The organism is Pseudomonas sp. EA_65y_Pfl1_P113 (assembly GCF_963970525.1).
Taxonomy (GTDB): Bacteria; Pseudomonadota; Gammaproteobacteria; order Pseudomonadales; family Pseudomonadaceae; genus Aquipseudomonas; species Aquipseudomonas tritici.
In genome coordinates, this window is sequence record NZ_CAXAQM010000036.1 from 20,790 (window position 1) to 42,893 (window position 22,104).

At 61.4% G+C, this 22,104-nt stretch carries 26 protein-coding genes; 16 read left to right on the forward strand and 10 right to left on the reverse strand.

The window, feature by feature from the left end:
- Positions 1-81: 81 nt before the first annotated feature.
- A complete protein-coding gene (locus AACY52_RS23795) occupies positions 82-597 on the forward strand; it encodes a DUF2062 domain-containing protein (RefSeq protein WP_339421063.1) in 516 nt (171 codons plus the stop codon).
- 10 nt (positions 598-607) lie between these two features.
- Here the strand turns inward: AACY52_RS23795 and AACY52_RS23800 are convergent, their stop codons facing one another.
- A complete protein-coding gene (locus AACY52_RS23800; RefSeq protein WP_339421061.1) occupies positions 608-1,978 on the reverse strand; it encodes a sensor histidine kinase in 1,371 nt (456 codons plus the stop codon).
- The gene (locus tag AACY52_RS23805) at positions 1,965-2,693 is read right to left on the reverse strand and encodes a response regulator transcription factor (protein ID WP_339421059.1); all 729 of its coding nucleotides are present in this window, start codon (positions 2,691-2,693) and stop codon (positions 1,965-1,967) included. The genes AACY52_RS23800 and AACY52_RS23805 overlap by 14 nt, the downstream gene beginning before the upstream one ends.
- Before the next feature lie 205 nt (positions 2,694-2,898).
- On the opposite strand from AACY52_RS23805, the gene AACY52_RS23810 reads away from it, so the two are divergent.
- The 4 genes from AACY52_RS23810 to AACY52_RS23825 all read left to right on the forward strand — a co-directional run bounded on the left by AACY52_RS23810 (position 2,899) and on the right by AACY52_RS23825 (position 7,578).
- On the forward strand, positions 2,899-5,652 hold the full coding sequence (locus AACY52_RS23810) for a response regulator (RefSeq protein ID WP_339436961.1): 2,754 nt from the start codon (positions 2,899-2,901) through the stop codon (positions 5,650-5,652).
- A gap of 23 nt (positions 5,653-5,675) precedes the next feature.
- On the forward strand, positions 5,676-6,665 hold the full coding sequence (locus tag AACY52_RS23815) for a 2-hydroxyacid dehydrogenase (RefSeq protein ID WP_339438314.1): 990 nt from the start codon (positions 5,676-5,678) through the stop codon (positions 6,663-6,665).
- Positions 6,666-6,736: 71 nt separating this feature from the next.
- Positions 6,737-7,177, forward strand: a complete 441-nt coding sequence (locus tag AACY52_RS23820; protein WP_339421055.1) for a hypothetical protein — start codon at positions 6,737-6,739, stop codon at positions 7,175-7,177.
- On the forward strand, positions 7,174-7,578 hold the full coding sequence (locus AACY52_RS23825; protein WP_339436963.1) for an META domain-containing protein: 405 nt from the start codon (positions 7,174-7,176) through the stop codon (positions 7,576-7,578). Before AACY52_RS23820 ends, AACY52_RS23825 begins: the two co-directional genes overlap by 4 nt.
- Positions 7,579-7,686: 108 nt before the next feature.
- Here AACY52_RS23825 and AACY52_RS23830 read toward each other — a convergent pair whose 3' ends face one another.
- Positions 7,687-8,148, reverse strand: a complete 462-nt coding sequence (locus AACY52_RS23830) for a TlpA disulfide reductase family protein (RefSeq protein WP_339421053.1) — start codon at positions 8,146-8,148, stop codon at positions 7,687-7,689.
- 115 nt (positions 8,149-8,263) lie between these two features.
- Between AACY52_RS23830 and arsC the strand changes: the two genes are divergently transcribed.
- Genes arsC through AACY52_RS23845 form a run of 3 tightly spaced genes read left to right on the forward strand, consistent with a single transcriptional unit; the run spans position 8,264 to position 9,619 of the window.
- Positions 8,264-8,617, forward strand: coding sequence for an arsenate reductase (glutaredoxin) (gene arsC / locus AACY52_RS23835; protein ID WP_339436964.1), 354 nt, complete (start codon positions 8,264-8,266; stop codon positions 8,615-8,617).
- Positions 8,614-9,228 carry an NAD(P)H:quinone oxidoreductase gene (gene wrbA / locus AACY52_RS23840; RefSeq protein ID WP_339560844.1) on the forward strand — a complete coding sequence of 205 codons (615 nt, stop codon included), beginning with the start codon at positions 8,614-8,616 and terminating at the stop codon, positions 9,226-9,228. Before arsC ends, wrbA begins: the two co-directional genes overlap by 4 nt.
- Positions 9,212-9,619 (forward strand): DUF2069 domain-containing protein, encoded by a 408-nt coding sequence (locus tag AACY52_RS23845; protein ID WP_339421048.1) that lies wholly within the window; start codon positions 9,212-9,214, stop codon positions 9,617-9,619. Before wrbA ends, AACY52_RS23845 begins: the two co-directional genes overlap by 17 nt.
- Here AACY52_RS23845 and AACY52_RS23850 read toward each other — a convergent pair.
- A complete protein-coding gene (locus AACY52_RS23850; protein ID WP_010209632.1) occupies positions 9,616-10,287 on the reverse strand; it encodes a DNA-3-methyladenine glycosylase I in 672 nt (223 codons plus the stop codon). The two genes, AACY52_RS23845 and AACY52_RS23850, sit on opposite strands and share 4 nt — an antisense overlap.
- 67 nt (positions 10,288-10,354) lie before the next feature.
- On the reverse strand, positions 10,355-11,179 hold the full coding sequence (gene ttcA, locus AACY52_RS23855; protein ID WP_339436966.1) for a tRNA 2-thiocytidine(32) synthetase TtcA: 825 nt from the start codon (positions 11,177-11,179) through the stop codon (positions 10,355-10,357).
- A 373-nt stretch (positions 11,180-11,552) separates the two neighbouring features.
- Here ttcA and AACY52_RS23860 point away from each other — a divergent pair, with 373 nt between their 5' ends.
- Both AACY52_RS23860 and AACY52_RS23865 read left to right on the forward strand, forming a co-directional pair.
- Entirely contained in the window at positions 11,553-12,155 is a 603-nt protein-coding gene (locus AACY52_RS23860) for a Yip1 family protein (RefSeq protein WP_065872086.1), read from the forward strand.
- Between the two features lie 127 nt (positions 12,156-12,282).
- The gene (locus AACY52_RS23865; protein WP_065872224.1) at positions 12,283-12,777 is read left to right on the forward strand and encodes a SprT family zinc-dependent metalloprotease; all 495 of its coding nucleotides are present in this window, start codon (positions 12,283-12,285) and stop codon (positions 12,775-12,777) included.
- Between the two features lie 105 nt (positions 12,778-12,882).
- Here AACY52_RS23865 and AACY52_RS23870 read toward each other — a convergent pair whose 3' ends face one another.
- Positions 12,883-14,064: a CaiB/BaiF CoA-transferase family protein gene (locus tag AACY52_RS23870; RefSeq protein ID WP_339421041.1), complete on the reverse strand. Its 1,182-nt coding sequence runs from the start codon at positions 14,062-14,064 to the stop codon at positions 12,883-12,885.
- Positions 14,065-14,221: 157 nt separating this feature from the next.
- Between AACY52_RS23870 and tusD the strand changes: the two genes are divergently transcribed.
- The 6 genes from tusD (at position 14,222) to AACY52_RS23900 (ending at position 17,661) form a co-directional block, all read left to right on the forward strand.
- The gene (gene tusD, locus AACY52_RS23875) at positions 14,222-14,614 is read left to right on the forward strand and encodes a sulfurtransferase complex subunit TusD (protein ID WP_339421039.1); all 393 of its coding nucleotides are present in this window, start codon (positions 14,222-14,224) and stop codon (positions 14,612-14,614) included.
- Between the two features lies 1 nt (position 14,615).
- Positions 14,616-14,966 (forward strand): sulfurtransferase complex subunit TusC, encoded by a 351-nt coding sequence (tusC, locus tag AACY52_RS23880; protein ID WP_065872083.1) that lies wholly within the window; start codon positions 14,616-14,618, stop codon positions 14,964-14,966.
- Complete coding sequence (tusB, locus tag AACY52_RS23885; RefSeq protein WP_339436967.1) at positions 14,966-15,244, forward strand: sulfurtransferase complex subunit TusB; 279 nt, start codon at positions 14,966-14,968, stop codon at positions 15,242-15,244. Before tusC ends, tusB begins: the two co-directional genes overlap by 1 nt.
- Entirely contained in the window at positions 15,241-15,576 is a 336-nt protein-coding gene (locus tag AACY52_RS23890; RefSeq protein WP_339421036.1) for a TusE/DsrC/DsvC family sulfur relay protein, read from the forward strand. Before tusB ends, AACY52_RS23890 begins: the two co-directional genes overlap by 4 nt.
- Complete coding sequence (locus AACY52_RS23895; RefSeq protein WP_339436968.1) at positions 15,573-16,574, forward strand: glycosyl transferase family protein; 1,002 nt, start codon at positions 15,573-15,575, stop codon at positions 16,572-16,574. The genes AACY52_RS23890 and AACY52_RS23895 overlap by 4 nt, the downstream gene beginning before the upstream one ends.
- An 88-nt stretch (positions 16,575-16,662) precedes the next feature.
- Positions 16,663-17,661: a glutathione S-transferase family protein gene (locus AACY52_RS23900; protein WP_339421033.1), complete on the forward strand. Its 999-nt coding sequence runs from the start codon at positions 16,663-16,665 to the stop codon at positions 17,659-17,661.
- 34 nt (positions 17,662-17,695) lie between these two features.
- Here AACY52_RS23900 and cysG read toward each other — a convergent pair whose 3' ends face one another.
- The 4 genes from cysG to AACY52_RS23920 are packed head-to-tail and all read right to left on the reverse strand — an operon-like array spanning position 17,696 to position 22,084.
- A complete protein-coding gene (gene cysG, locus AACY52_RS23905; RefSeq protein ID WP_339421031.1) occupies positions 17,696-19,090 on the reverse strand; it encodes a siroheme synthase CysG in 1,395 nt (464 codons plus the stop codon).
- Entirely contained in the window at positions 19,091-20,371 is a 1,281-nt protein-coding gene (gene serS / locus AACY52_RS23910) for a serine--tRNA ligase (RefSeq protein WP_339421029.1), read from the reverse strand.
- A gap of 16 nt (positions 20,372-20,387) precedes the next feature.
- Positions 20,388-20,762, reverse strand: a complete 375-nt coding sequence (crcB, locus tag AACY52_RS23915; protein WP_339506138.1) for a fluoride efflux transporter CrcB — start codon at positions 20,760-20,762, stop codon at positions 20,388-20,390.
- On the reverse strand, positions 20,762-22,084 hold the full coding sequence (locus tag AACY52_RS23920) for a replication-associated recombination protein A (RefSeq protein WP_339560845.1): 1,323 nt from the start codon (positions 22,082-22,084) through the stop codon (positions 20,762-20,764). Before AACY52_RS23920 ends, crcB begins: the two co-directional genes overlap by 1 nt.
- Positions 22,085-22,104 lie beyond the last annotated feature (20 nt).

Genomic DNA, 22,104 nt, shown 5'->3' on the forward strand with positions numbered 1-22,104 from the left:
TATGATGTTTTGTCACAAAGTCTGAATTTTCTGTTTATAGAATGCGAGCATACTTGCCCCTCGAACTGACCTGGACCCCTTATGCCACGGCGCTTATTCAAACGGTACATGCCTGACCCCAGCAGTATCAGGGAACACAAGTCATTACAGTTTCTCGGCACATTGCTGCATGACCCGAACCTCTGGCACCTCAACCGGCACTCGGTCGCGCGCGCGATGGCCGTAGGTTTGTTCGCGGCCTTTATCCCGATTCCCTTGCAGATGCTGCTGGCGGCCGTCCTGGCGATTACCGTGCGCGGCAACATGCCCATCGCGGTCAGCCTGGTGTGGCTGACCAACCCGATCACCATGCCGGTGGTGTTTATCTGCACCTACATGACCGGCGCGTGGCTGATGAACGTGCCCCCCCGCAGCCTGCCCGACGACCTGAGCTGGGAATGGATCAGCGGGCAACTGAGTACGTTGTGGCAGCCGTTCCTGCTGGGCTCAGTCGTTTTGGGGTTGGTGCTGGGCGCACTCGCCTATTGCCTGACGATGGGCTATTGGCGCTGGTGGGTGGCGCACCAATGGAAACAGCGCAAACAGCGTCGCGCCTAGCCTGTCGTGCTCAGCAAGCGCGCAGGCGCAGGTGCACCCGCAGGCCCTGCCCGGTGTTTTCCGCCCACAGGGTACCGTCCTGGCGTTGCACGGCGTTGCGGGCAATGCTCAAGCCCAGGCCGAAGCCACCGTCGCCGGGGCGTGAACCGTCCAGGCGGGTAAAGGGCGCGAAGATCCGTTCCAGGTCTGCGTCATCGATCCCGCCGCCCTGATCCTCCAGCCACACATGCCAATAATCCCCCTCACGCCGGCCATCCAGGCTGACCACGCCGCCCACAGGCGAATGGCGGATGGCGTTGCGCAGGATGTTTTCCAGGGCCTGCGCCAACGCATTCAGGTTGCCCCGTACCCAGCAATCCGCGCCTAGCAGGCAAGGCAGGCGCGACGCCGGCCAATCGCTCTCAAAACACGCGTTTTCGCGCAACATGTCCCACAACGCCTGAAGCTGGATATCTTCCTGGGGCAGCGGCGCGCGCTCGGTGTCCAGCCAGGCCAGTTGCAGGCTGTCTTCGACCAGGCGCTGCATGGCGTCGATCTCACGCCCCAGCCGCTCGCGCAGTTGCGCCAGGTCTTGCTCACTGTCACAGGCCACCCGCAAGCGGCTCAGCGGCGTACGCAGTTCATGGGACATGTCACGCAGCAACTGCTGCTGCAACACCACAGTGCCCTGCAAACGCTCGGACATGTGGTCGAACGCGCGGCCCAGTTCGCCCAGTTCATCCTGCCGGCTGGTGGCATCGAGGGAAAGCCGCGTATTCAATTGATCGGCGCGCCAGGCATTGGCCTGCTCGCGCAGTTGGTTAAGGGGCATGATCAGCAGCCGATACAAGCCAATGCACAGCAACAGGGTAAACAGGCCAGGGATCACCCCGTTGGTCACCACGCGCCAGAACAGTTGGTAGCGCCCCGGCAAGAAGCGTTGCGGCAACTCGATCACCAGCGAACCCGCGCCGGGGTCGTCGGGAAACGGGATTTTCAGCCATGGCAGGCCGATGACATGCCGGCTCACCGGCCAATCCAGGCCACGCAGAAACGTCAGGCGCTGGCTTTCCTTGTCGGTCAGCGGGTAGCTGCTCAGCGATTGCAGGTCATTCCCGATCACTCCCATCCAGATGGTTTCACGCTTGCCCATCGCGTGCAGCCAAGCGTCGACGCCCGCACTCCCTCCACGACTCCACGCCTGCTCAGCCTCCACCGCGTAACCACTCAAGGTGCTCCGCGCCTCGTCGGACAGGTAGGCGTTCTTCTGTTCCATGTAACGGCCCCATGACCAACTGAGCCAGATCATCAGCAAGCAGAAAGCGATCAGCAGGCAGGCCAGTTTCCAGAATAATGAGTGCTTGCCCGGCAGTCGTTTCAAGGACCGTTCAGAGGCCGTCATCGTGACCGCTCAGCACATAGCCCTTGCCCCACACCGTGCGCACTTCGCGCTCGGAGTAGCCGATGGCCTTGAGCTTGCGACGGATCTGGCTGATATGCATGTCGAGGCTGCGGTCATGAGGGGCGTAACCACGTTGCAACACATGCTGATAAAGGAAGGCTTTGCTGAGGACCTCTTCGCTGTTTCGATGCAGGGTTTCGAGCAAGCGGTATTCGCTGCGGGTCAGGCCGGCGCGGTGCGCCAAGTGGAAGACATCGCACAGTTCGTCGTCGAAGCGCAGGGTTCGCGCATCCTCGCGCACGGGTGCGAGCGCTGGCAGCGGACCACGGTCCAGTGCCACACGACGCAGGATGGCTTCAATGCGCACACGCAACTCGATCATGCTGAACGGCTTGGGCAGGTAATCATCGGCGCCAAGGCGAAACCCACTGACGCGATCGGCTTCGGCGCCCAGTGCAGACATCAGGATCACCGGGATCGAATGGCTCTGGCGCAAATGGGTCAGGATCGACAGCCCATCAAGCCCCGGCAGAAGGATATCCATCAACACCAGGTCGAAGGCCCGGTCGCGCGCCATCTGCAGGCCCTGCTGGCCGTTCTGGCACCAGGTCACATGGAAACCACAGCGCCCCAGGTGCTCATGGACATAGGCGCCCAGCACGGGGTCATCTTCGATGGTCAGGATACTGGGCAGGCCGATTGATGCGGGATTCATTAGTATCTGCAAGTCATTCTCAATGGCCGATTATTCAAGATTACCTTGCCGCAGGCAATCGCCACCGGGCGCCAAATGACCTCAAGATTGCCGTACGTCATTAATTTGCAAGATTCCACGCCGCGCAAATGGCTACACTGCGCAGGTGGCGCGGGCCGGATGCCCGTGCGAATCATAGATATCAATGTGGTGGCAGGAGAGTAGCGTGCTGACAAGAATGGGGATAAAAGGCCGCGTACTGTTGCTGACCTTATTACCGACCAGCCTGATGGCCTCGTTATTGGGGGGCTACTTCACCTGGATGCAACTCTCGGAACTGCAGACCCAATTGCTGCAACGCGGCGAAATGATCGCGGAGCAATTGGCTCCGCTGGTGGCGCCGGCCCTGAGCGCCCGCAACACCGAGCTGCTGGAGCGCATCGCCACTCAATCCCTGGAACAGCCGGACGTGCGCACCGTGGCGTTCCTCAGTCCGGACCGCATCTCCCTGGCCCATGCGGGCCCGACCATGCTCAACCAGGCGCCCATCGGCAACAGTTCCCATTTGTTGCAGCGCACCGGTAATGACGCCACCCGCTACCTGCTGCCGGTGTTTGGTCGTCATCGCAACCTCGCGGGCGACCTGATCCCGGATGAAGCCGACCGCCTGCTGGGCTGGGTCGAGGTGGAACTGTCCCACAACGGCATGTTGCTGCGCGGCTACCGCAGCCTGTTCGCCAGCCTGCTGCTGATTGCCATCGGCTTGATCTGCACCGCGGCATTGGCCCTGCGCATCAGTCGCACGATCAACTCACCAATCGGCCAGATCAAGCAGGCGGTCGCCCAACTCAAGGACGGCAACTTGCAAACCCGCTTGCCTGCGTTGGGCAGCCAGGAGCTGGACCAGCTCGCCTCGGGCATCAACCGCATGGCCGAGACCCTGCAGAACGCCCAGGAAGAACTGCAACACAGCATCGACCAGGCCACCGAAGACGTGCGCCAGAACCTGGAAACCATCGAGATCCAGAACATCGAGCTGGACCTGGCGCGCAAGGAGGCCCTGGAGGCCAGCCGCATCAAGTCGGAGTTCCTGGCCAACATGAGCCATGAGATCCGCACGCCGCTCAACGGTATCCTCGGCTTTACTCACCTGCTGCAAAAAAGCGAACTGACCCCACGCCAGCTCGATTACCTGGGCACCATCGAAAAGTCTGCCGACAACCTGCTGGGCATCATCAACGAGATCCTCGATTTTTCGAAAATCGAAGCCGGTAAGCTGGTGCTCGACAGCATCCCGTTCAACCTGCGCGACTTGCTGCAAGACACCCTGACCATCCTCGCCCCTGCCGCCCATGCCAAGCAACTGGAACTGGTCAGCCTGGTCTACCGCGACACGCCGCTGGCGCTGGTCGGCGACCCGCTGCGCCTCAAGCAGATCCTGACCAACCTGATCAGCAACGCGATCAAGTTCACCCGCGAAGGCACCATCGTGGCCAGGGCGATGATCGAGGACGAGCAAGAAGACAGCGTGCAACTGCGCATCAGCGTGCAGGACACCGGCATCGGCCTGTCCAGCCAGGACGTGCGCGCGCTGTTCCAGGCGTTCAGCCAGGCCGATAACTCACTGTCGCGCCAGCCCGGCGGTACAGGGTTGGGCCTGGTGATCTCCAAGCGCCTGATCGAGCAGATGGGCGGTGAAATCGGCGTCGACAGTACGCCGGGCGAAGGTTCGGAGTTCTGGATCAGCCTGAACCTGCCCAAGACCCGTGACGATGTCGAAGACCTGCCTTGCGCGCCACTGCTGGGCCATCGCGTGGCCGTGCTGGAAAACCACGAACTGGCGCGCCAGGCGCTGCAACACCAGCTGGAAGACTGCGGCCTGGAAGTCACCCCGTTCAACAGCCTGGAAAGCTTGACCAACGGCATCACCAGTGCCCATCAGACCGACCAGGCGATTGACCTGGCGGTACTTGGCGTGACGGCCAATGACATCCCGCCCGAGCGTCTCAACCAGCATCTATGGGACCTTGAACACCTGGGCTGCAAGGTGCTGGTGCTGTGCCCCACCACTGAACAGATGCTGTTCAACCAGTCCGTACCCAACCCCAACAGCCAGTTGCAGGCCAAGCCGGCGTGTACGCGTAAGCTGCGCCGCGCGCTGTCCGATCTGATCAGCCCGCGTCCATCGCGCAGCGAACCGGGCGAGCCGCTGTCCAGCCGGGCGCCGCGCGTATTGTGCGTGGATGACAACCCGGCGAACCTGCTGCTGGTCCAAACCCTGCTGGAAGACATGGGCGCGCGGGTGCGTGCAGTGGAAAGCGGGTATGCGGCTGTCGACGCCGTGAAACAGGACACTTTCGACCTGGTGCTGATGGACGTGCAAATGCCTGGCATGGACGGCCGCCAGAGCACCGAGGCGATCCGCCAGTGGGAAAGCGAGCGCAGCGGCACGCCGTTGCCGGTGGTCGCCCTCACCGCCCACGCCATGGCCAACGAAAAACGCGCCTTGCTGCAAAGCGGCATGGACGACTACCTGACCAAACCCATCAGCGAACGGCAACTGGCCCAAGTGGTGTTGAAATGGACCGGCCTGGCCCTGCGTAACCAAAGCCCGGAACGCCCAACGGACGGCCTCGGCCCTGGCGTGCAATTGCCGGTGCTCGACCATGAAGAGGGCCTGCGCCTGGCCGCCGGCAAGGCTGACCTGGCGGCGGACATGCTCGCCATGTTGCTGGCCTCCCTGGAAGCCGACCGCCTGGCCATCACCATCGCCCGCGATGCCAATGACAACAACGCCCTGATCGAACGCGTGCACCGCCTGCATGGCGCGACCCGTTATTGCGGCGTACCGCAACTGCGTGCCGCCTGCCACCGCGCCGAGACCCTGCTCAAACAGGACGACGCCAAGGCCTTGCACGCGCTGGACGAACTGGACATGGCGATTGCACGGCTTGCGAGTGAAGCGAGGGTCAATGCCTGAATTCATCAACAAGGAAGCCTTTGATGCGCGTCATTCTTTACAGCAGCCAGACCTACGACCGCGACAGTTTTCTCGGTGAACCGCTGCCACCGGGCCTGGAGCTGCAATTCCAGCCTGCACGGCTCAACCTCGACACCGTGGCCCTGGCCGAACAGCACGAAGTGGTGTGCGCCTTCATCAATGACGACCTCAGCGCCGCGGTGCTGGAGCACTTGGCCAAGGGCGGCACGCGGCTGATCGCCCTGCGCTCGGCGGGCTACAACCATGTGGACCTGGCCGCCGCCAAGCGCCTGGGCCTGACCATCGTGCGCGTGCCGGCCTATTCGCCCCACGCGGTGGCCGAACATGCGGTCGCACTGATCCTCGCCCTCAACCGCCGCCTGCATCGCGCCTACAATCGCACCCGCGATGGCGATTTCAGCCTGCATGGCCTTACCGGTTTCGACCTGGTGGGCAAGACCGTCGGCGTGGTCGGCACCGGGCAGATCGGCGCGACGTTCGCCAGGATAATGGCCGGCTTCGGTTGCCAACTGCTCGCCTACGACCCCTTCCCCAACCCGCAGGTCCTGGCATTGGGGGCGCGCTACGTGAGCCTGCCTGAGTTGCTGGCCCAGGCGCAGATCATCAGCCTGCACTGCCCGCTGACCGCCGACAGTAAACACTTGATCAACGCCCGCTCCCTGGCACAGATGCAGCCGGGTGCGATGCTGATCAACACCGGTCGCGGCGGGTTGGTCGACACCCCGGCGCTGATCGAGGCACTCAAGGACGGCCAACTCGGCTACCTCGGGCTGGATGTGTATGAGGAAGAAGCGCAGCTGTTTTTCGAGGACCGCTCCGACCTGCCGCTGCAGGACGACGTACTCGCGCGCCTGCTGACCTTTCCCAATGTGATCATCACCGCCCACCAGGCGTTTCTCACTCGCGAAGCCCTGGCGGCCATCGCCGGCACCACCTTGGCCAACATTGCAGCATGGGCCGATGGTCGAGCACAGAACCTTGTCGAAGGATGATCAGCGGTCACACACCAGGCTCATGATAGGCAGGCACCCGTGATAGGATGCCGCGCCTATTTGGAGGATCCATGGCCGAACACGATTTCCGCTTCAGTTTGCTGAGCCCGCAACACACCCTGATCGAATGCCGCGCCCTGGTGCCGGGCCGTTATCAGGTGACTGGCAACGGTGGTTCGATCAAGCATGGCGACGTGCTGATCGTCACCCTGCGTGGCAGTAAAACCCTGTCGATGCGCCTTACCGTCGAAGGTGACGCACGCTACTCCATCCGCCCGGCCGGCCAATGGGTCGCCATGGCCCAGGGGCCGAAATTCGGCGAGTTGGAGATTCACACCTGGAAGGTCAACTGCGACAGCTGCGATGCGGTGTTGGCGTTCGAATTCGCGGTGGAAACCAAGCTGACCAAAGAACCCCTGCAACCGGCGGCCAATGCGCGCATTGCCGACTTGGGCTGGGCCAGCGAAGGCGACAAGCACCGCTGCCCGAAATGCCAGAAGGCCGCGCAATGAGAGGCCTGCTCTTGCTCGCCGCCCTCGGGGCGGCCCTGACGGGTTGCGCCGGGGACGCGGTCACGCTCAAGCGGGATCATAGCTACGTGGTGGAATGGATTGGTGAGCGGCCGTTGATGGATTACGCGCACCTGACCGTCACCCTAGGCACCGATGGCCGCGCCTACGGCAATGGCGGTTGCAACCACTGGTTTGCGCCGTACACGGTCGAGGGCGACACGCTCAGCTTCGGCAAGATCGGCAGCACCCGCAAGCTGTGCGCCGAGGCGTTAATGGAGCAGGAGCAGCGCTTCTTCCAGGCCCTGCAAGGGGTGCAGCGCTGGGATGTCTCGCCGATCGAGCAAACGCGTTTCTGGCCGGCCGAGGGCAAGCCGATTCGCCTGTGGCTGGAAGAAGGCTAATTTCACTGCGCACTGGCTTTCCTGTGGGAGCTTGCCTGCGATGCAGGCGACTCGGTGTGTCTGTGGTACCGAGTCGATGCGATCGCAGGCAAGCCAGCTCCCACAGAATCAGCCACGTAGAGCCTTCAGCTTAGCCAACACCCCTTCCGCCGTCTGCTCACCCATCAGTTGCTCGCGCACCTTGCCCTTGTCATCAATGATGTAGGTCACCGGCAACGCTTCGCTGCGCGGGATATCAAAAATTCCCTCCGGGTTCTGCGCCAGCACGGTGAACTTGATGCCCAGCTTGTCACTGGCGGCTTTCAGCTCTTCACCCTGCACGTTGTCAAAATTGACCCCGAACACCCCTACGTTCTGCGCCTTCAGCTGTTCGGCCAAGGCATTGAGTTCAGGAATTTCCGTGCGGCACGGGCCACACCATTCGGCCCAGTAATTGACCACCAGCCACTGCTTGTCCAAGCGTTCGGCCGCCACTTTCTGGCCATACTGGTCAACGCCGTAGTCATTACCGCAGCCGCTGAGCAGCAGGGTTGTGATGATCGCCAATGCACCGATCAGTCGCTTAGTCATGGGGTAATCCTTCGCAAAAATGAACGTTGACTGCGACCTATCGCCTCTTACGGTTTAAGGACGGGCCGTAGCGCGGGTAGAATACCCGCCACCTTACGCAAGATGCGACCCGCACATGACCGATCTGACGCTTTATCACAACCCGCGCTGCTCGAAATCCCGCGGTGCGCTGCAATTGCTGGAAGCCCGCGGCCTCACCCCGACCGTGGTGCGCTATCTGGAAATCCCGCTGAACGCCGCGCAATTAAAGGCGCTGCTCGGCAAGCTGAGCATCAGCGCGCGCCAACTGCTGCGCACCGGTGAAGAGGAATACAAGACCCTCAACCTGGCGGATGCCAGCCTCAGCGAAGCACAGTTGATCGCCGCCATCGCCGAGCACCCGAAGCTGATGGAACGCCCGATCCTCGAAACCACCGATAAAGCCATCATTGGCCGTCCGCCAGAGAACGTGCTGGAGATCCTGCCGTGAGCGCGCCGTATGTGCTGATCTTGTACTACAGCCGCAACGGTTCGGTCAGCGAAATGGCCCGACACATTGCCCGAGGCGTCGAACAAGGCGCAATGGAGGCCCGACTGCGCACCGTGCCGGCGATCTCCACCGAGTGCGAAGCCGTCGCGCCGAGCATTCCGGACGAAGGCACACTGTATGCCAGCCTCGATGACCTGAAAAATTGCTCGGGCCTGGCCTTGGGTAGCCCAACCCGCTTCGGCAACATGGCTGCGCCGCTCAAGTACTTTATCGACGGCACCAGCAACCTGTGGCTCACCGGCGCCCTCGTCGGCAAGCCGGCCGGGGTGTTTACCTCTACCGCCAGCCTGCACGGCGGCCAGGAAACCACGCTGATGTCGATGCTGTTGCCGCTGTTGCACCACGGCATGTTGATCACCGGCCTGCCCTACAGCGAACAGGCATTGCTCGACACCCAGGGCGGCGGTACGCCTTATGGCGCCAGCCACCATGCCGGGCCTGACGGCAAGCGCATGCTCGATCAACACGAAATCACCCTGTGCCGCGCCTTGGGCCTGCGCCTGGCTAAAACCGCTACGTTGCTGGAGAGCGGCCGTGGCCAGGAAGCCTAAGGTCCTGCCCCCCCAGGCGTGGCTGGAGCCACGGGTCAAGGTGGCGCGCACGCTGAGCCTGCTGGCGTTTTTGGGCTTGGCGGGGTTGCTCTGCGTTTACTACCTGTTCGTCGCCGACCTGCACGGTGCCCGGCCGTGGGTGATCCTACTGATCGAACTGGTGCCGCTGCTGGTGCTGGCACCCGGCATGCTGCTGGGCAGCGCGCGCGGGCATTCGTGGATGTGTTTTGTGGTGAACCTGTATTTCATCAAAGGCGCGCTGGCGGCATACGACCCGAACCGGCAGTGGTTCGGGGTGTTGGAGATGCTGGCGAGTCTGGCGGTGTTTTGTACGGCGTTGCTTTATGTGCGGTGGCGGCACCAGTTGAATCGCCGCCTTGCTACAGGTTAGTGATTCACCGTATAGGCCAACATCATCGACAACTGACACATCGGCCGGCCACTCTCGGCATGCCACTGGTTGAAAGCGCCCTGCACCGTCGCCAAATCGCGCAGGCTGGTCGGCGCCTTGTCGACGATCTTCTGCGCGTTCAACGCCGCGACCACGTCATAACTCGGCACAAACGTGTCCTTGCCCACCATGCGCAAAAAACGCGGCGCTGACAGCCCGCCCAGTTGGTGGCCGTGCTTGCTCAGGTACTTCCACAGCCCAACGATATCGGTCACCGGCCAATCGGCGACAAACGCACCAAAGCTGCCTTTCTCCTGCTCAATGTCGAGGATCATCTGCGCATTGCGCGGCACGCTCTTGAGCTTGCCCAGGTGGCGGATGATCCGCGTGTCCTGCATCAACCGCTCCAGGTGTTCGGCGCCCATCAGCACAACTTTTTCCGGATCGAAGCCGAAGAACACTTGCTCGAACGCCGGCCACTTGGCGTCCACCACACTGTGCTTCAAACCCGCGCGAAATACCCGCAACGCCAATGTCGACAGGTAGCGGTCATCACTGATCTTGCGTAACTGCGCCGGGGTCTTGGGTACGGGCAGGTGGGCTTCCAGCTCGGCCGCCGAACCGAAGCGGTTCAGACAATATTCGTGCAGCCACTTGTAATCGCGCATGCCCTCTCCTGAGATTCGAATTGAAAACGGCGCTCGCGAGCGCCGTGTGTCAGAGCATTGAATAGGCTCAGAGGTTCACAACATTAACGAAGCGCGAAGCGGCGCTCTCATCAATTTTCAGGCTGGTGAAGTCAAACAGGTTGCGGTCGGCCAACTGCGACGGCTGCACGTTCTGCAGGCTGCGGAAGATACTTTCGGTGCGACCGGGCATCTTGCGCTCCCAGTCCAGCAGCATCTCCTTGACCACTTGGCGCTGCAGGTTTTCCTGGGAGCCGCACAGGTTGCACGGGATGATCGGAAATTGCTTGAGGTCGGAGTAGGCCTGGATGTCCTTCTCGTTGCAATACGCCAGCGGGCGGATTACCACGTTGCGTCCGTCATCGGCGCGCAGCTTGGGCGGCATGGCTTTGAGCGAGCCATTGAAGAACATATTGAGGAAAAAGGTTTCGACGATGTCATCGCGATGATGACCCAGGGCCATCTTGGTCGCGCCGATCTCATCGGCGAAGGTATAAAGCGTGCCACGGCGCAGGCGCGAACACAGCGAGCAGGTGGTCTTGCCTTCCGGGATCAGTTCCTTGACCACCGAATAGGTGTCTTTTTCGACGATGTGGTAATCGACGCCCAACGCTTTGAGGTAGGCCGGCAGCACATGCTCGGGGAAGCCCGGTTGTTTCTGGTCCATGTTGACGGCAACGATCTCAAACGTGATCGGCGCGACCTTTTGCAGGTGCAGCAGCACATCAAGCAGGGTGTAGCTGTCTTTGCCGCCGGAGAGGCAGACCATGACCTTGTCGCCGTCCTCGATCATGTTGAAATCGGCGACCGCTTCACCGGCCAGGCGACGCAGGCGTTTTTGCAGTTTGTTCTGGTTGACCGTAAGTGTGCCCATGGCGCTTGGATCCGCTGGAGGTGTGTGACGAAAAGCGCTGCATTTTACGCAAAAATACTTCAATGGGCGACGCCGATCCAATGTGGGAACTGGCTTGCCTGCGATAGCGGTGGGCCCGTCAACTTATCGAGTTCTGACAGGTTGCGATCACATGCAAGCCATCTGCCACAGTTGACCCTGTGGCGCCGACAGACCTAGCCGCGATTAAGCCCAATGTTTACAGCGCAATTTGCTCTAAAGGCCCTACAGTTATTCCGGGCATACCTTCCTATACTGCGACTAGAGGTCGCACAGCTATCCAGGACCTTTGAGGCCATTTGGCCCGTGGGCGCTCCGATGGGGGGCGATGGCAATAACGACAGGAGTGACTCGCATGATCCATCACGTCGTGGGGCTTTTTACCCATCCCGACCAGGAGTGGCGGGAAATTCGTGGCGATAAAGAAGAAAGCATCAGCCACATGTACCTCACTCACACACTGATTCTCGCGGCGATCCCCGCCGTATCAGCCTTTATCGGTACCACCCAGGTTGGCTGGGTCATCGGCAACCGCTCGCCGGTGATGCTGACCCAGGAAAGCGCGCTGTGGATGACCCTCATGTCCTACGCCGCCATGCTTGGCGGTGTGGCGGTGATGGGCGCGTTCATCCACTGGATGGCCCGTACCTACGACGCCAACCCCAGCATGGCGCGCTGCGTGGCGTTTGCCACCTACACCGCCACGCCGCTGTTCATCGGCGGGCTGGCGGCGCTCTACCCGCATATGTGGCTGGGCATGGTCGTGGGCACGGCGGCGATTTGCTACACGGTGTACCTGCTGTACGTGGGGTTGCCGACCTTCATGAACATCGACCCGGATGAGGGTTTCCTGTTTTCCAGCTCGGTGCTGGCCGTAGGCCTGGTGGTACTGGTGGCGATCATGGCGTTTACCGTGATTGTCTGGGGCCTCGGCGTAGGTCCGATCTATACCAACTGATCCGTTTAAACCGTAGGCAAGGCCACCGCAAGGTGGCTTTGTGCGTTATGCATGACCATTCGGCGCCTGACAGATTCGGAAACACTCAGCTTTGCGGCATACTGGGGTCTCTGGAGATATGTACAGCATGCCCGAGCAACTCAATACCCGCGTCGAAGATTGTTTCCAACAAGCTGAATCCTTTTTCAAACGAAGCTTCAAACGCCCCCAGGTCAGCCTCAAGCTGCGGGGCCAGAAGGCCGGTGTCGCGCATTTGCACGAGAACCTGCTGCGCTTCAACCCACAGTTGTACCGTGAAAACAGCCAGCATTTCCTGAAACAGACCGTGGCCCATGAAGTGGCGCACCTGATCGCCCACCAACTGTTCGGCGAGCGCATTCAGCCCCATGGCGAGGAATGGCAATTGATCATGCGCGGGGTTTACGAACTGCCGCCTGACCGTTGCCACACGTATGAGGTGAAGCGTCGTCAGGTGACTCGCTACATTTACCGATGCCCGTGTGCCGATAGCGACTTTCCGTTTTCGTCGCAGCGACATGGCATGGTGGCGCAGGGGCGGCGGTATTTGTGTCGGCGGTGTCGGCAGACGTTGGTATTTACCGGGGAAACTCGGGTGGAGTGAGGGCCTCTTCGCAGGCAAGCCCGCTCCCACATTCGACCGTGTTCTGACCTTGGAATACAGTCGAATGTGGGAGCGGGCTTGCTCGCGAAGACGCCGGTTCAGGCGCTACACAACGACTTTGGCACTGCGCAATTCCTCTATTCGCTGAGCACTGAACCCCAACTCCGCCAAGACCTCATCACTGTGCGCCCCCACTGCAACCCCGATATGCCGAGGCACTGGCACCCCCTCGGAAAACTTCAACGGGCAGGCCAGTTGCGCCTGGGTCGAACCGTCACCCCGCGGCACCTGGGTGATCAGTTCGCGCGCTTTTAACTGCGGATGATCCACTGCCTCGCTCAGGCTCAGCACCGGTTCGACACAAGCGTCGACCCCGGCAAACAACTCACACAACTCTTCGAAGCTACGCTTTTCAAACTCGACTTTCAGCGCCAGCTTAAGGTCTTTTTGCTGCTCCGGCTTGGGCAAAAAGCCTTGTGCCGCCAACTCCGGCCGTCCCAGCGTTTCACAGAGTTGCTGCATAAACCCTGGCTCCAAACTGCCCACCGACATCCAGCGCCCATCCCGCGAGCGGTAATAGTCGTAGAAACTACCGCCGTTGAGCACATGGCTCTCCCACTCCGGCTCCACCCCACACGCTAGGTAACCCGCACCGGCCATGGCATTCAGGCTGAACGAGCAATCGGTCATGCTCACATCCAGGTATTGGCCGACCCCGCTCTGCTGTCGGGCGATAACAGCCGCCAACAAACCCACCACCGCATGCAGCGAACCACCGCCCACGTCCGCCAGTTGCACGCCCAACGGCAGCGGCCCGCTGTCGGCACGGCCGGTGTAGCTGCCCACGCCGGCCAGTGCCAGGTAATTGATATCGTGCCCGGCGCGGTCCTTATAGGGCCCGGTCTGGCCGTAACCGGTGATCGACACGTAAATCAGCTTTGGGTTGATCGCCTTCAACGCCTCATACCCCAAGCCCAGGCGTTCCATCACCCCTGGCCGGAACTGTTCGAGCACGATGTCGTACGCCTTGACCAACGCCCGCACGACTTCCAGCGCTTCAGGCTGCTTGAGATCAAGCGCGAGGCTGCGTTTATTGCGATTGAGGTAGGCATGGCTCGCCGAAACACCCTGATCATGGGGCGGCAATACCCGCAGCAGGTCCAGGCGCGTGGGCGATTCGATACGCAGGACCTCGGCGCCCATGTCCGCCAGCATCAACGATGCAAACGGGCCAGGCAGCAAGGTGGAAAAATCCAACACTTTGAGGGACGCCAAGGGACCTGACATGGGCACTCCATTTTTGTTTTGAATGCACACAGACTAGGCAGCCTTGCGCTGACCGGCAATCGCCGGAACAGTCACCAACAGTGACCGTTTTGATCACGGCGGGCTTTTTCGTGGCAGCGGCTTTATCATTGCCCCACGTTTGCTTGCAGAGTGTTCCATGAAGTTCGCGATTGCACTGTTTTCCGCCGCCCATGCGCCCTCTTCGCGCCGTGCCCTGCTGTTCGCTCAAGCGGCGTTGGCCGGCGGGCATGAGATTGTGCGGCTGTTTTTCTATCAGGACGGCGTGCATAGCGCGTCCAATAACATCGTTGCGCCCCAGGATGAGCAAGACATCGCCCGCCAATGGCGTGAGTTTGTCAGCCAGCACCAGCTCGACGGCGTGGTGTGCATCGCCGCCGCCCTGCGGCGTGGCGTGCTCAACCAGGAGGAAGCCACGCGCTATCAACGCAGCGCGGTGAACTTGGACGCGCCGTGGGCGCTGTCGGGCCTGGGTCAGTTGCATGACGCCGCCCAGGCCGCTGACCGCCTGATCTGCTTTGGAGGGCCGTGACATGTCCAAATCCTTATTGGTGATCAGCCGCCAGGCGCCATGGTCCGGGCCAAGTGCCCGGGAAGCCTTGGATATCGTCCTGGCCGGTGGCGCCTTCGATCTACCGATTGGCCTGCTGTTCCTCGATGACGGCGTGTTCCAACTGGCGCCGCACCAGGACGCCAAGGCCGTGCAGCAAAAAGACCTCAGCGCCAACTTGCAGGCACTGGGCCTTTTTGGCATCGATGACGTATTTGCCTGCCGCCACAGCCTGGCCGAGCGCGGCCTCGCGCCGCCCGCCAGCGCCCAGCCGCTGGACAGCGAAGCGATCTCCCAGTTGATTGACCGTTACGACCAGGTGATGACCCTCTGATGTCGACTCTCCATGTGGTTTCCCACTCCCCGTTTACCGATAGCCGCCTCGACAGCTGCCTGCGCATCTGTGGCGCCAAGGACGCCATCCTGCTCTGCGGCGATGGCGCCTACGCGCTGCACAACCCGGCGCTGCACACCAAGGGCGTGAAGGTCTTTGTGCTGGCCGAAGACATGCAGGCGCGCCATTTGCCTCTGCCGGACTGGGCCGACAGCGTGGACTACCCAGGTTTCGTGCAGCTGTCGATCGACTACGACAAGGTCAACACCTGGCTATGAACACCCTGACCGTCGGCGCACGCACCTTGGAACTGGACAAGGACGGTTACCTGGTTGACCTGAACGAGTGGTCCGATGAGGTGGCAATCGCCCTGGCCGCCGCTGAGACGCTGGAGCTGACCCCGGACCATTGGGAGATCCTCCAACTGCTGCGCCAGTTCTACGCCGAATTCCAGCTGTCGCCCGCCACCCGCCCGCTGATCAAGTACACCGCCTTGAAGCTGGGCCCGGGAAAGGGCAACAGCCTGCACCTGAACAAACTGTTCAACGGCACTCCCGCCAAACTCGCCGCCAAGCTGGCGGGCCTGCCCAGGCCGACGAATTGCTTATGACCGACTTTGCCCCGCTGACCCTTGAAACCCCTGCAGAGCACCCGTTTGCGCAGTTCGTGCGCATCCTGGGCAAAGGCAAGCGCGGCGCGCGCAACCTCACCCGCGAGGAAGCCCGCGAAGCCATGGGCATGCTGCTCGACGAAAAAGTCGAAGACACCCAGCTCGGCGCCTTCTTGATGCTGTTGCGCCACAAGGAAGAAAGCCCGGAAGAACTCGCCGGCTTCACCGAAGCCGTGCGCGAACGCCTCAACGCCCCGGCGCTGAACGTGGATGTCGACTGGCCCACCTACGCCGGCAAGAAGCGTCACCTGCCATGGTACCTGCTTGCCGCCAAGTGCCTGGCACAAAATGGCGTGCGCATCCTGATGCACGGCGGTGGCGCGCATACGGCGGGGCGGCTGTACACCGAGCAATTGCTGGAAGGCTTGCAGATCCCGCTGTGCCGTAACTGGCAGCAGGTCGAGGCCGCCTATCAACGAGGCAACCTGGCGTTTATCCCACTGGGCGATTGGGCGCCGCAGTTGCAGCGCATGATCGACCTGCGCAACACCCTGGGCCTGCGCTCGCCGATTCACTCTCTGGCGCGCTTGCTTAACCCGATGAATGCACGCCTGGGCCTGCAAAGCATTTTCCACCCCGGTTACCAAGGCGTGCACCGCGATGCCAGCGGCCTACTCGGCGACAATGTGATTGTCGTGAAGGGCGATGGCGGCGAAATCGAGATCAACCCCGACTCGGCCAGCCACTTGTACGGCACCAGCGGTGGCGAAAGCTGGGACGAAGAATGGCCCGCCCTCTCTGCCCAGCGCCACGTCAAACCTGCCACGTTGGAACCCGAGCACTTGAAGGCCGTGTGGCGCGGGGATGTCGAAGACAGCTACCCACAACTGGCCCTGATCGCCACCATGGCCCTGGCCTTGCGCGGCTTGGATCACTCACGGGAACAGGCGTTCGTGTTGGCCCAGCAATACTGGGACGCGCGGGACAAATCGATTTAATCGATCATTCACCGTCAGTCTTTGCGCTTTTAAATCGAACTCAGCCCTTTAGACTGGCCTCCAACGCTTAATAGCAGAGGAGCCAGTCATGGGTTTGCTGATTGAAGGACGCTGGAAAGACCAGTGGTACGAAAGTAGCGCAGACGGCGCATTCCAACGGGAACAGGCGCAACGCCGCAACTGGGTGACCGCCGACGGTTCGCCAGGCCCGAGCGGCGAAGGCGGCTTCAAGGCCGAGGCCGGTCGCTACCACCTCTACGTGTCCCTCGCCTGCCCGTGGGCCCATCGCACCCTGATCCTGCGCAAGCTCAAGGGCCTTGAAAGCTTGATCGACGTGTCCGTGGTCAGTTGGCTGATGCTGGAAAACGGCTGGACCTTCGACAAGGCCCACGGCTCGACCGGCGACACGCTCGACGATTTCGCCTTCATGCACCAGCGCTACACTGCCGATACCGCCGACTACACCGGGCGCGTCACTGTGCCGGTGCTGTGGGACAAAAAACTGAAGCGCATCGTGAGCAATGAATCGGCGGAAATCATCCGCATGTTCAACAGTGCGTTCAACGGGATGACCGGCAACACCCTGGACTTTTACCCAGAAGCGCTGCGCCCTACCATCGACGCGCTGAACGAGCGCATTTATCCCGCGGTGAACAATGGTGTGTACCGCGCAGGCTTTGCCACTTCGCAGCAGGCGTATGAAAGTGCATTTGATGATGTGTTTGCCGAACTGGATCACCTGGAACAGCATCTGGGCGATCATCGCTACCTGGCCGGGGAGTACCTGACCGAAGCCGATGTGCGCCTGTTCACCACGCTGATTCGCTTTGATGCGGTGTATTACAGCCACTTCAAATGCAATTTGCGGCGGATTGCGGACTGCCCAAATCTGTCGAATTGGCTGAGGGAGATATATCAGTGGCCAGGTGTGGCCGAGACGGTGGATTTTGAACACATCAAGGGGCATTACTACGCCAGCCACCGGACAATCAATCCGACGGGGATTGTACCGAAGGGGCCGTTGCAAGCGTTTGATGCCGGACATGATCGGTACAAATTGACCGGCCAATCGGTATTTGGTTTGTAGTGAGCGAGCTTGCCCCGCTCACTACATCAGGTGTTCAGACTTGCGACTGAGCGCCTTCGAACCACTTGAGCTTCTCGCGCAACACCACGACTTCACCAACGATCACCAATGTCGGCGCATGCACTTCATGCTCCGCCACCATGCGCGGCAAGTCGGCCAGCGTGCCAGTAAACACACGCTGGTTGGACGTGGTGCCCTGCTGGATCAATGCCGCCGGGGTATCAGCTGCCCGCCCATGCTTGATCAGCTGTTCGCAGATGATCGGCAAACCAATCAAGCCCATGTAGAACACCAAGGTCTGCGAGGGGCCCACCAAGTCATCCCAAGGCAGTTCCGACGTACCGTTCTTTAAATGCCCGGTGATAAATCGCACTGACTGCGCGTAGTCGCGGTGGGTCAGCGGAATGCCCGCATACGCTGCGCAACCGCTGGCCGCCGTGATCCCCGGCACCACTTGGAACGGGATGCCGTGGGCTGCCAGTTCCTCAATCTCTTCACCACCTCGCCCAAAGATGAATGGATCGCCACCCTTGAGGCGCAGCACGCGTTTGCCTTGCTTGGCCAAGTCAACCAGTTGCTGGTTGATCTGATCTTGCGGCACAGCATGGTCGGCGCGACGCTTGCCGACGTACACGCGCTCGGCATCACGGCGGCACAACTCGAGAATCGCCGGCGCTACCAAGCGGTCGTACAGCACCACATCGGCTTGCTGCATCAGGCGCAAGGCACGAAAGGTCAGCAGGTCCGGATCGCCCGGGCCTGCGCCGACCAGGTAAACCTCACCCGGGGCATTTGGTGGTGCACCGTTGACCTTTTCAATCAATAGACGCTCAGCTTCAGCGCCCTGCCCGGCCAGTTGTCGATCGGCAATCGGGCCCTGGAATACTTCCTCCCAGAACGCGCGACGTTGCTGCACATCCGGGTACAAGCCTTTGACCTGGGCACGAAACCGCGCCGCCAACCCGGCCAACTGACCGTAGGTGGACGGAATCCAGGTTTCCAGCTTGGCGCGGATCAGGCGCGCCAGCACCGGCGCATCGCCGCCGCTGGACACCGCGATCACCAGGGGCGAACGGTCGACAATCGCCGGGAAGATCACGCTGCACAAGGCCGGCGCATCCACCACATTGACCGGCACACAACGACGCTTGGCATCGCTGGACACTTGCGCGTTCAGCGGCTCGTCGTCCGTTGCCGCGATGATCAGGGTGCAACCGTCGAGGTCGGCCTCCTGATAACCGCGCAACATCAGTTCCCCGCCACTGCCCTGCACCAGCTCACGCAACTGGTCTTCGATCTGGGGAGCAACCACCCGCAGCACCGCACCGGCGTCGGCCAGCAGCCGGGATTTGCGCAAGGCAATCTCCCCACCACCGACGACCAACACACGACTGCCGCGCAGGTTATGAAACAGCGGCAGAAATTCCATTTAGCGGATGACCTCAACGCCAGCCATGTAAGGCTTGAGCACGTCAGGCACACGGATCGAGCCGTCAGCCTGTTGGTAGTTTTCCAGCACCGCCACCAGCGTACGGCCTACGGCCAGGCCGGAACCGTTGAGGGTGTGGACCAGCTCCGGCTTGCCGGTTTCCGGGTTACGGAAACGCGCTTGCATACGACGCGCCTGGAAATCACCGCAGTTGGAGCACGACGAAATCTCGCGGTATTTGTCCTGGCTCGGCACCCACACTTCGAGGTCGTAGGTCTTCACGGCGCTGAAACCCATGTCACCCGTGCACAGCGCCAGCACGCGGTACGGCAGCTCCAGCAGTTGCAGGACGCGTTCGGCGTTGGCGGTCAGGCCTTCCAGGGCTTCCATGGACGTCGACGGCTCGACGACCTGCACCATCTCGACCTTGTCGAACTGGTGCTGGCGGATCATGCCGCGAGTGTCACGACCCGATGCACCGGCTTCGCTGCGGAAGCACGGGCTGTGAGCCACGAACTTCAACGGCAGTTGCTTGGCGTCGAGGATCTCGCCCGCCACGATGTTGGTCAGCGATACTTCGGCGGTCGGGATCAGGTACAGATCGGCGTCACCGTCGCGGCTGATCTTGAACAGCTCTTCCTCGAACTTCGGCAGCTGGCTGGTGCCCATCAGCGCCGGCGCCTGCACCAGATAAGGGGTGTAGGCTTCTTCGTAACCGTGCTCGGCGGTGTGCAGGTTGATCATGAACTGCGCCAGGGCACGGTGCATGCGTGCGATCGGGCCGCGCAGCAAGGCAAAGCGTGCGCCAGACATCTTGGCGGCAGTCTCAAAATCCAGGCCGCCGGTCAATTCGCCCAGGGCAACGTGGTCCTTGATCTCGAAATCAAAGGCTTTTGGCGTGCCCCACCGGCGCACTTCGACGTTGCCGTCTTCGTCTTCGCCCATAGGCACAGACTCATGCGGTAAGTTGGGGATGCCCAGCAGGATGGAATCCAGCTCGGTCTGAATGCCTTCCAGCTCGATTTTGCCGTCAGAGAGCTCGGTGCCCATGCGCTCGACATCCGCCATCAGCGGCGCGATGTCTTCGCCGCGCTGCTTGGCCTGACCGATGGATTTGGAACGCGCGTTACGCTCAGCCTGCAGTGCTTCGGTGCGGGTCTGGACGGTCTTGCGCTGTTCTTCCAGCGCTTCGATGCGCGCGACATCCAAGGCAAAGCCACGGGATGCCAGGCGGTCCGCTACGTCCTGAAGGTTGCTACGTAACAGTTTGGAATCGAGCATGTCGGTCTCTCGTTTATCAAAGTTTGGTCAAGGACAGGCCAGCCCAGGTGGCGAGCAGCCCGCCGAACACGCTGATGCCCAGGTACCCGAAGGCGACCAGGGCCTGCCCGCTTTCCAGCAGGCGCAGCGTATCCAGTGAAAAGGATGAAAAGGTCGTCAGACCGCCTACAAAGCCGACAATCAAGCCAGCCCGAATTTCAATCGGTACTTCCGGGCGCAACAGGAACCAGCCGTACAACAGCCCGATGATCAAACAGCCCACTAGGTTGACCGCCAGGGTCGCCGCATAAAAATGCTTCGGCCAGTTGGCGCTGACCCAGGTGCTAGTGGCGAAACGCAATAATGTACCAGCGATGGCGGCTGCGGACACGGCAAGAATCATCTTGAGCACTACTTTCTCCGCTGTTTTGGGCTGAGTTGATCGAGTTGGGCGAGGTGATTGAGCTTTTCACCGATCTTCAGCTCCAGGCCACGGGGCACCGGCTGGTAGAACGGCTGTGGCTCAAGGTCGTCGGGGAAGTAATCTTCACCGGCAGCATAGGCGTCCGGTTCATCGTGGGCATAACGGTATTCATCGCCGTAGCCCAGTTGTTTCATCAGCTTGGTCGGCGCGTTGCGCAGGTGCAGCGGCACTTCCAGGGAGCCGTGTTCGGCAGCTGCGCGCAGGGCGGACTTGAGGCCCATATACACCGCGTTGCTTTTAGGCGCGCAGGCCAAATAGGTAATGGCCTGGGCCACTGCCAACTCGCCTTCCGGGCTGCCCAGGCGCTCCTGAACTTCCCACGCCGCCAGGCACAGGCTCAGCGCACGCGGGTCAGCGTTGCCGATGTCTTCGCTGGCCATACGCACCACGCGGCGGGCAAGGTAAAGCGGGTCGCAGCCGCCGTCGATCATGCGCGCGAACCAGTACAGCGCGCCGTCCGGGTTGGAACCGCGTACGGATTTGTGCAGCGCCGAGATCTGGTCGTAGAAGGCTTCGCCGCCCTTGTCGAAGCGCCGACGCGTATCGCCGAGCAGGCTTTGCAGGAGCTCGACGCCAATTTCATTGCCGTCTTCGGCGAGGTCCGAGGCGTTTTCCAGCAGGTTGAGAAAGCGGCGCCCGTCACCGTCTGCGGCGCTCATCAGAATCTTGAAGCCTTCATCGCTGAGACTCAGCTGGCGCTTGCCCAGGCCCTTGTCTTCGCTTAACGCACGCTGCAACAGCTTTCGCATCGCCGCTTCGTCCAGGCTTTTCAGCACATAGACGCGCGCCCGCGAAAGCAAGGCGTTGTTCAATTCAAAAGAAGGGTTCTCGGTGGTGGCACCGATAAAGATCAGCGTGCCGTCTTCAACATAGGGCAGGAACGCATCCTGCTGCGATTTGTTGAAGCGATGCACTTCATCGACAAACAGGATGGTGCGCTTGCCGTATTGCCCGGCCTGCTGCTTGGCGACTTCCACCGCCTGGCGGATCTCCTTGACCCCGGCGAGCACCGCCGAGACCGTTTCGAAGTGTGCATCCGAGACCTTCGCCAGCAGCCGCGCCAGGGTGGTTTTACCCACGCCCGGTGGCCCCCAGAAGATCATCGAATGCAGCGCGCCCTGCTCCAAGGCTTCACGCAGAGGCTTGCCGCGCGCGAGCAGGTGTTCCTGACCGACGTACTCATCCAGATTGGTCGAACGCAAGCGCGCGGCCAGGGGTTGAGCAATCGGGTCACTTCGAAACAGATCCATGGGCAGCGTTTGAAACCTCT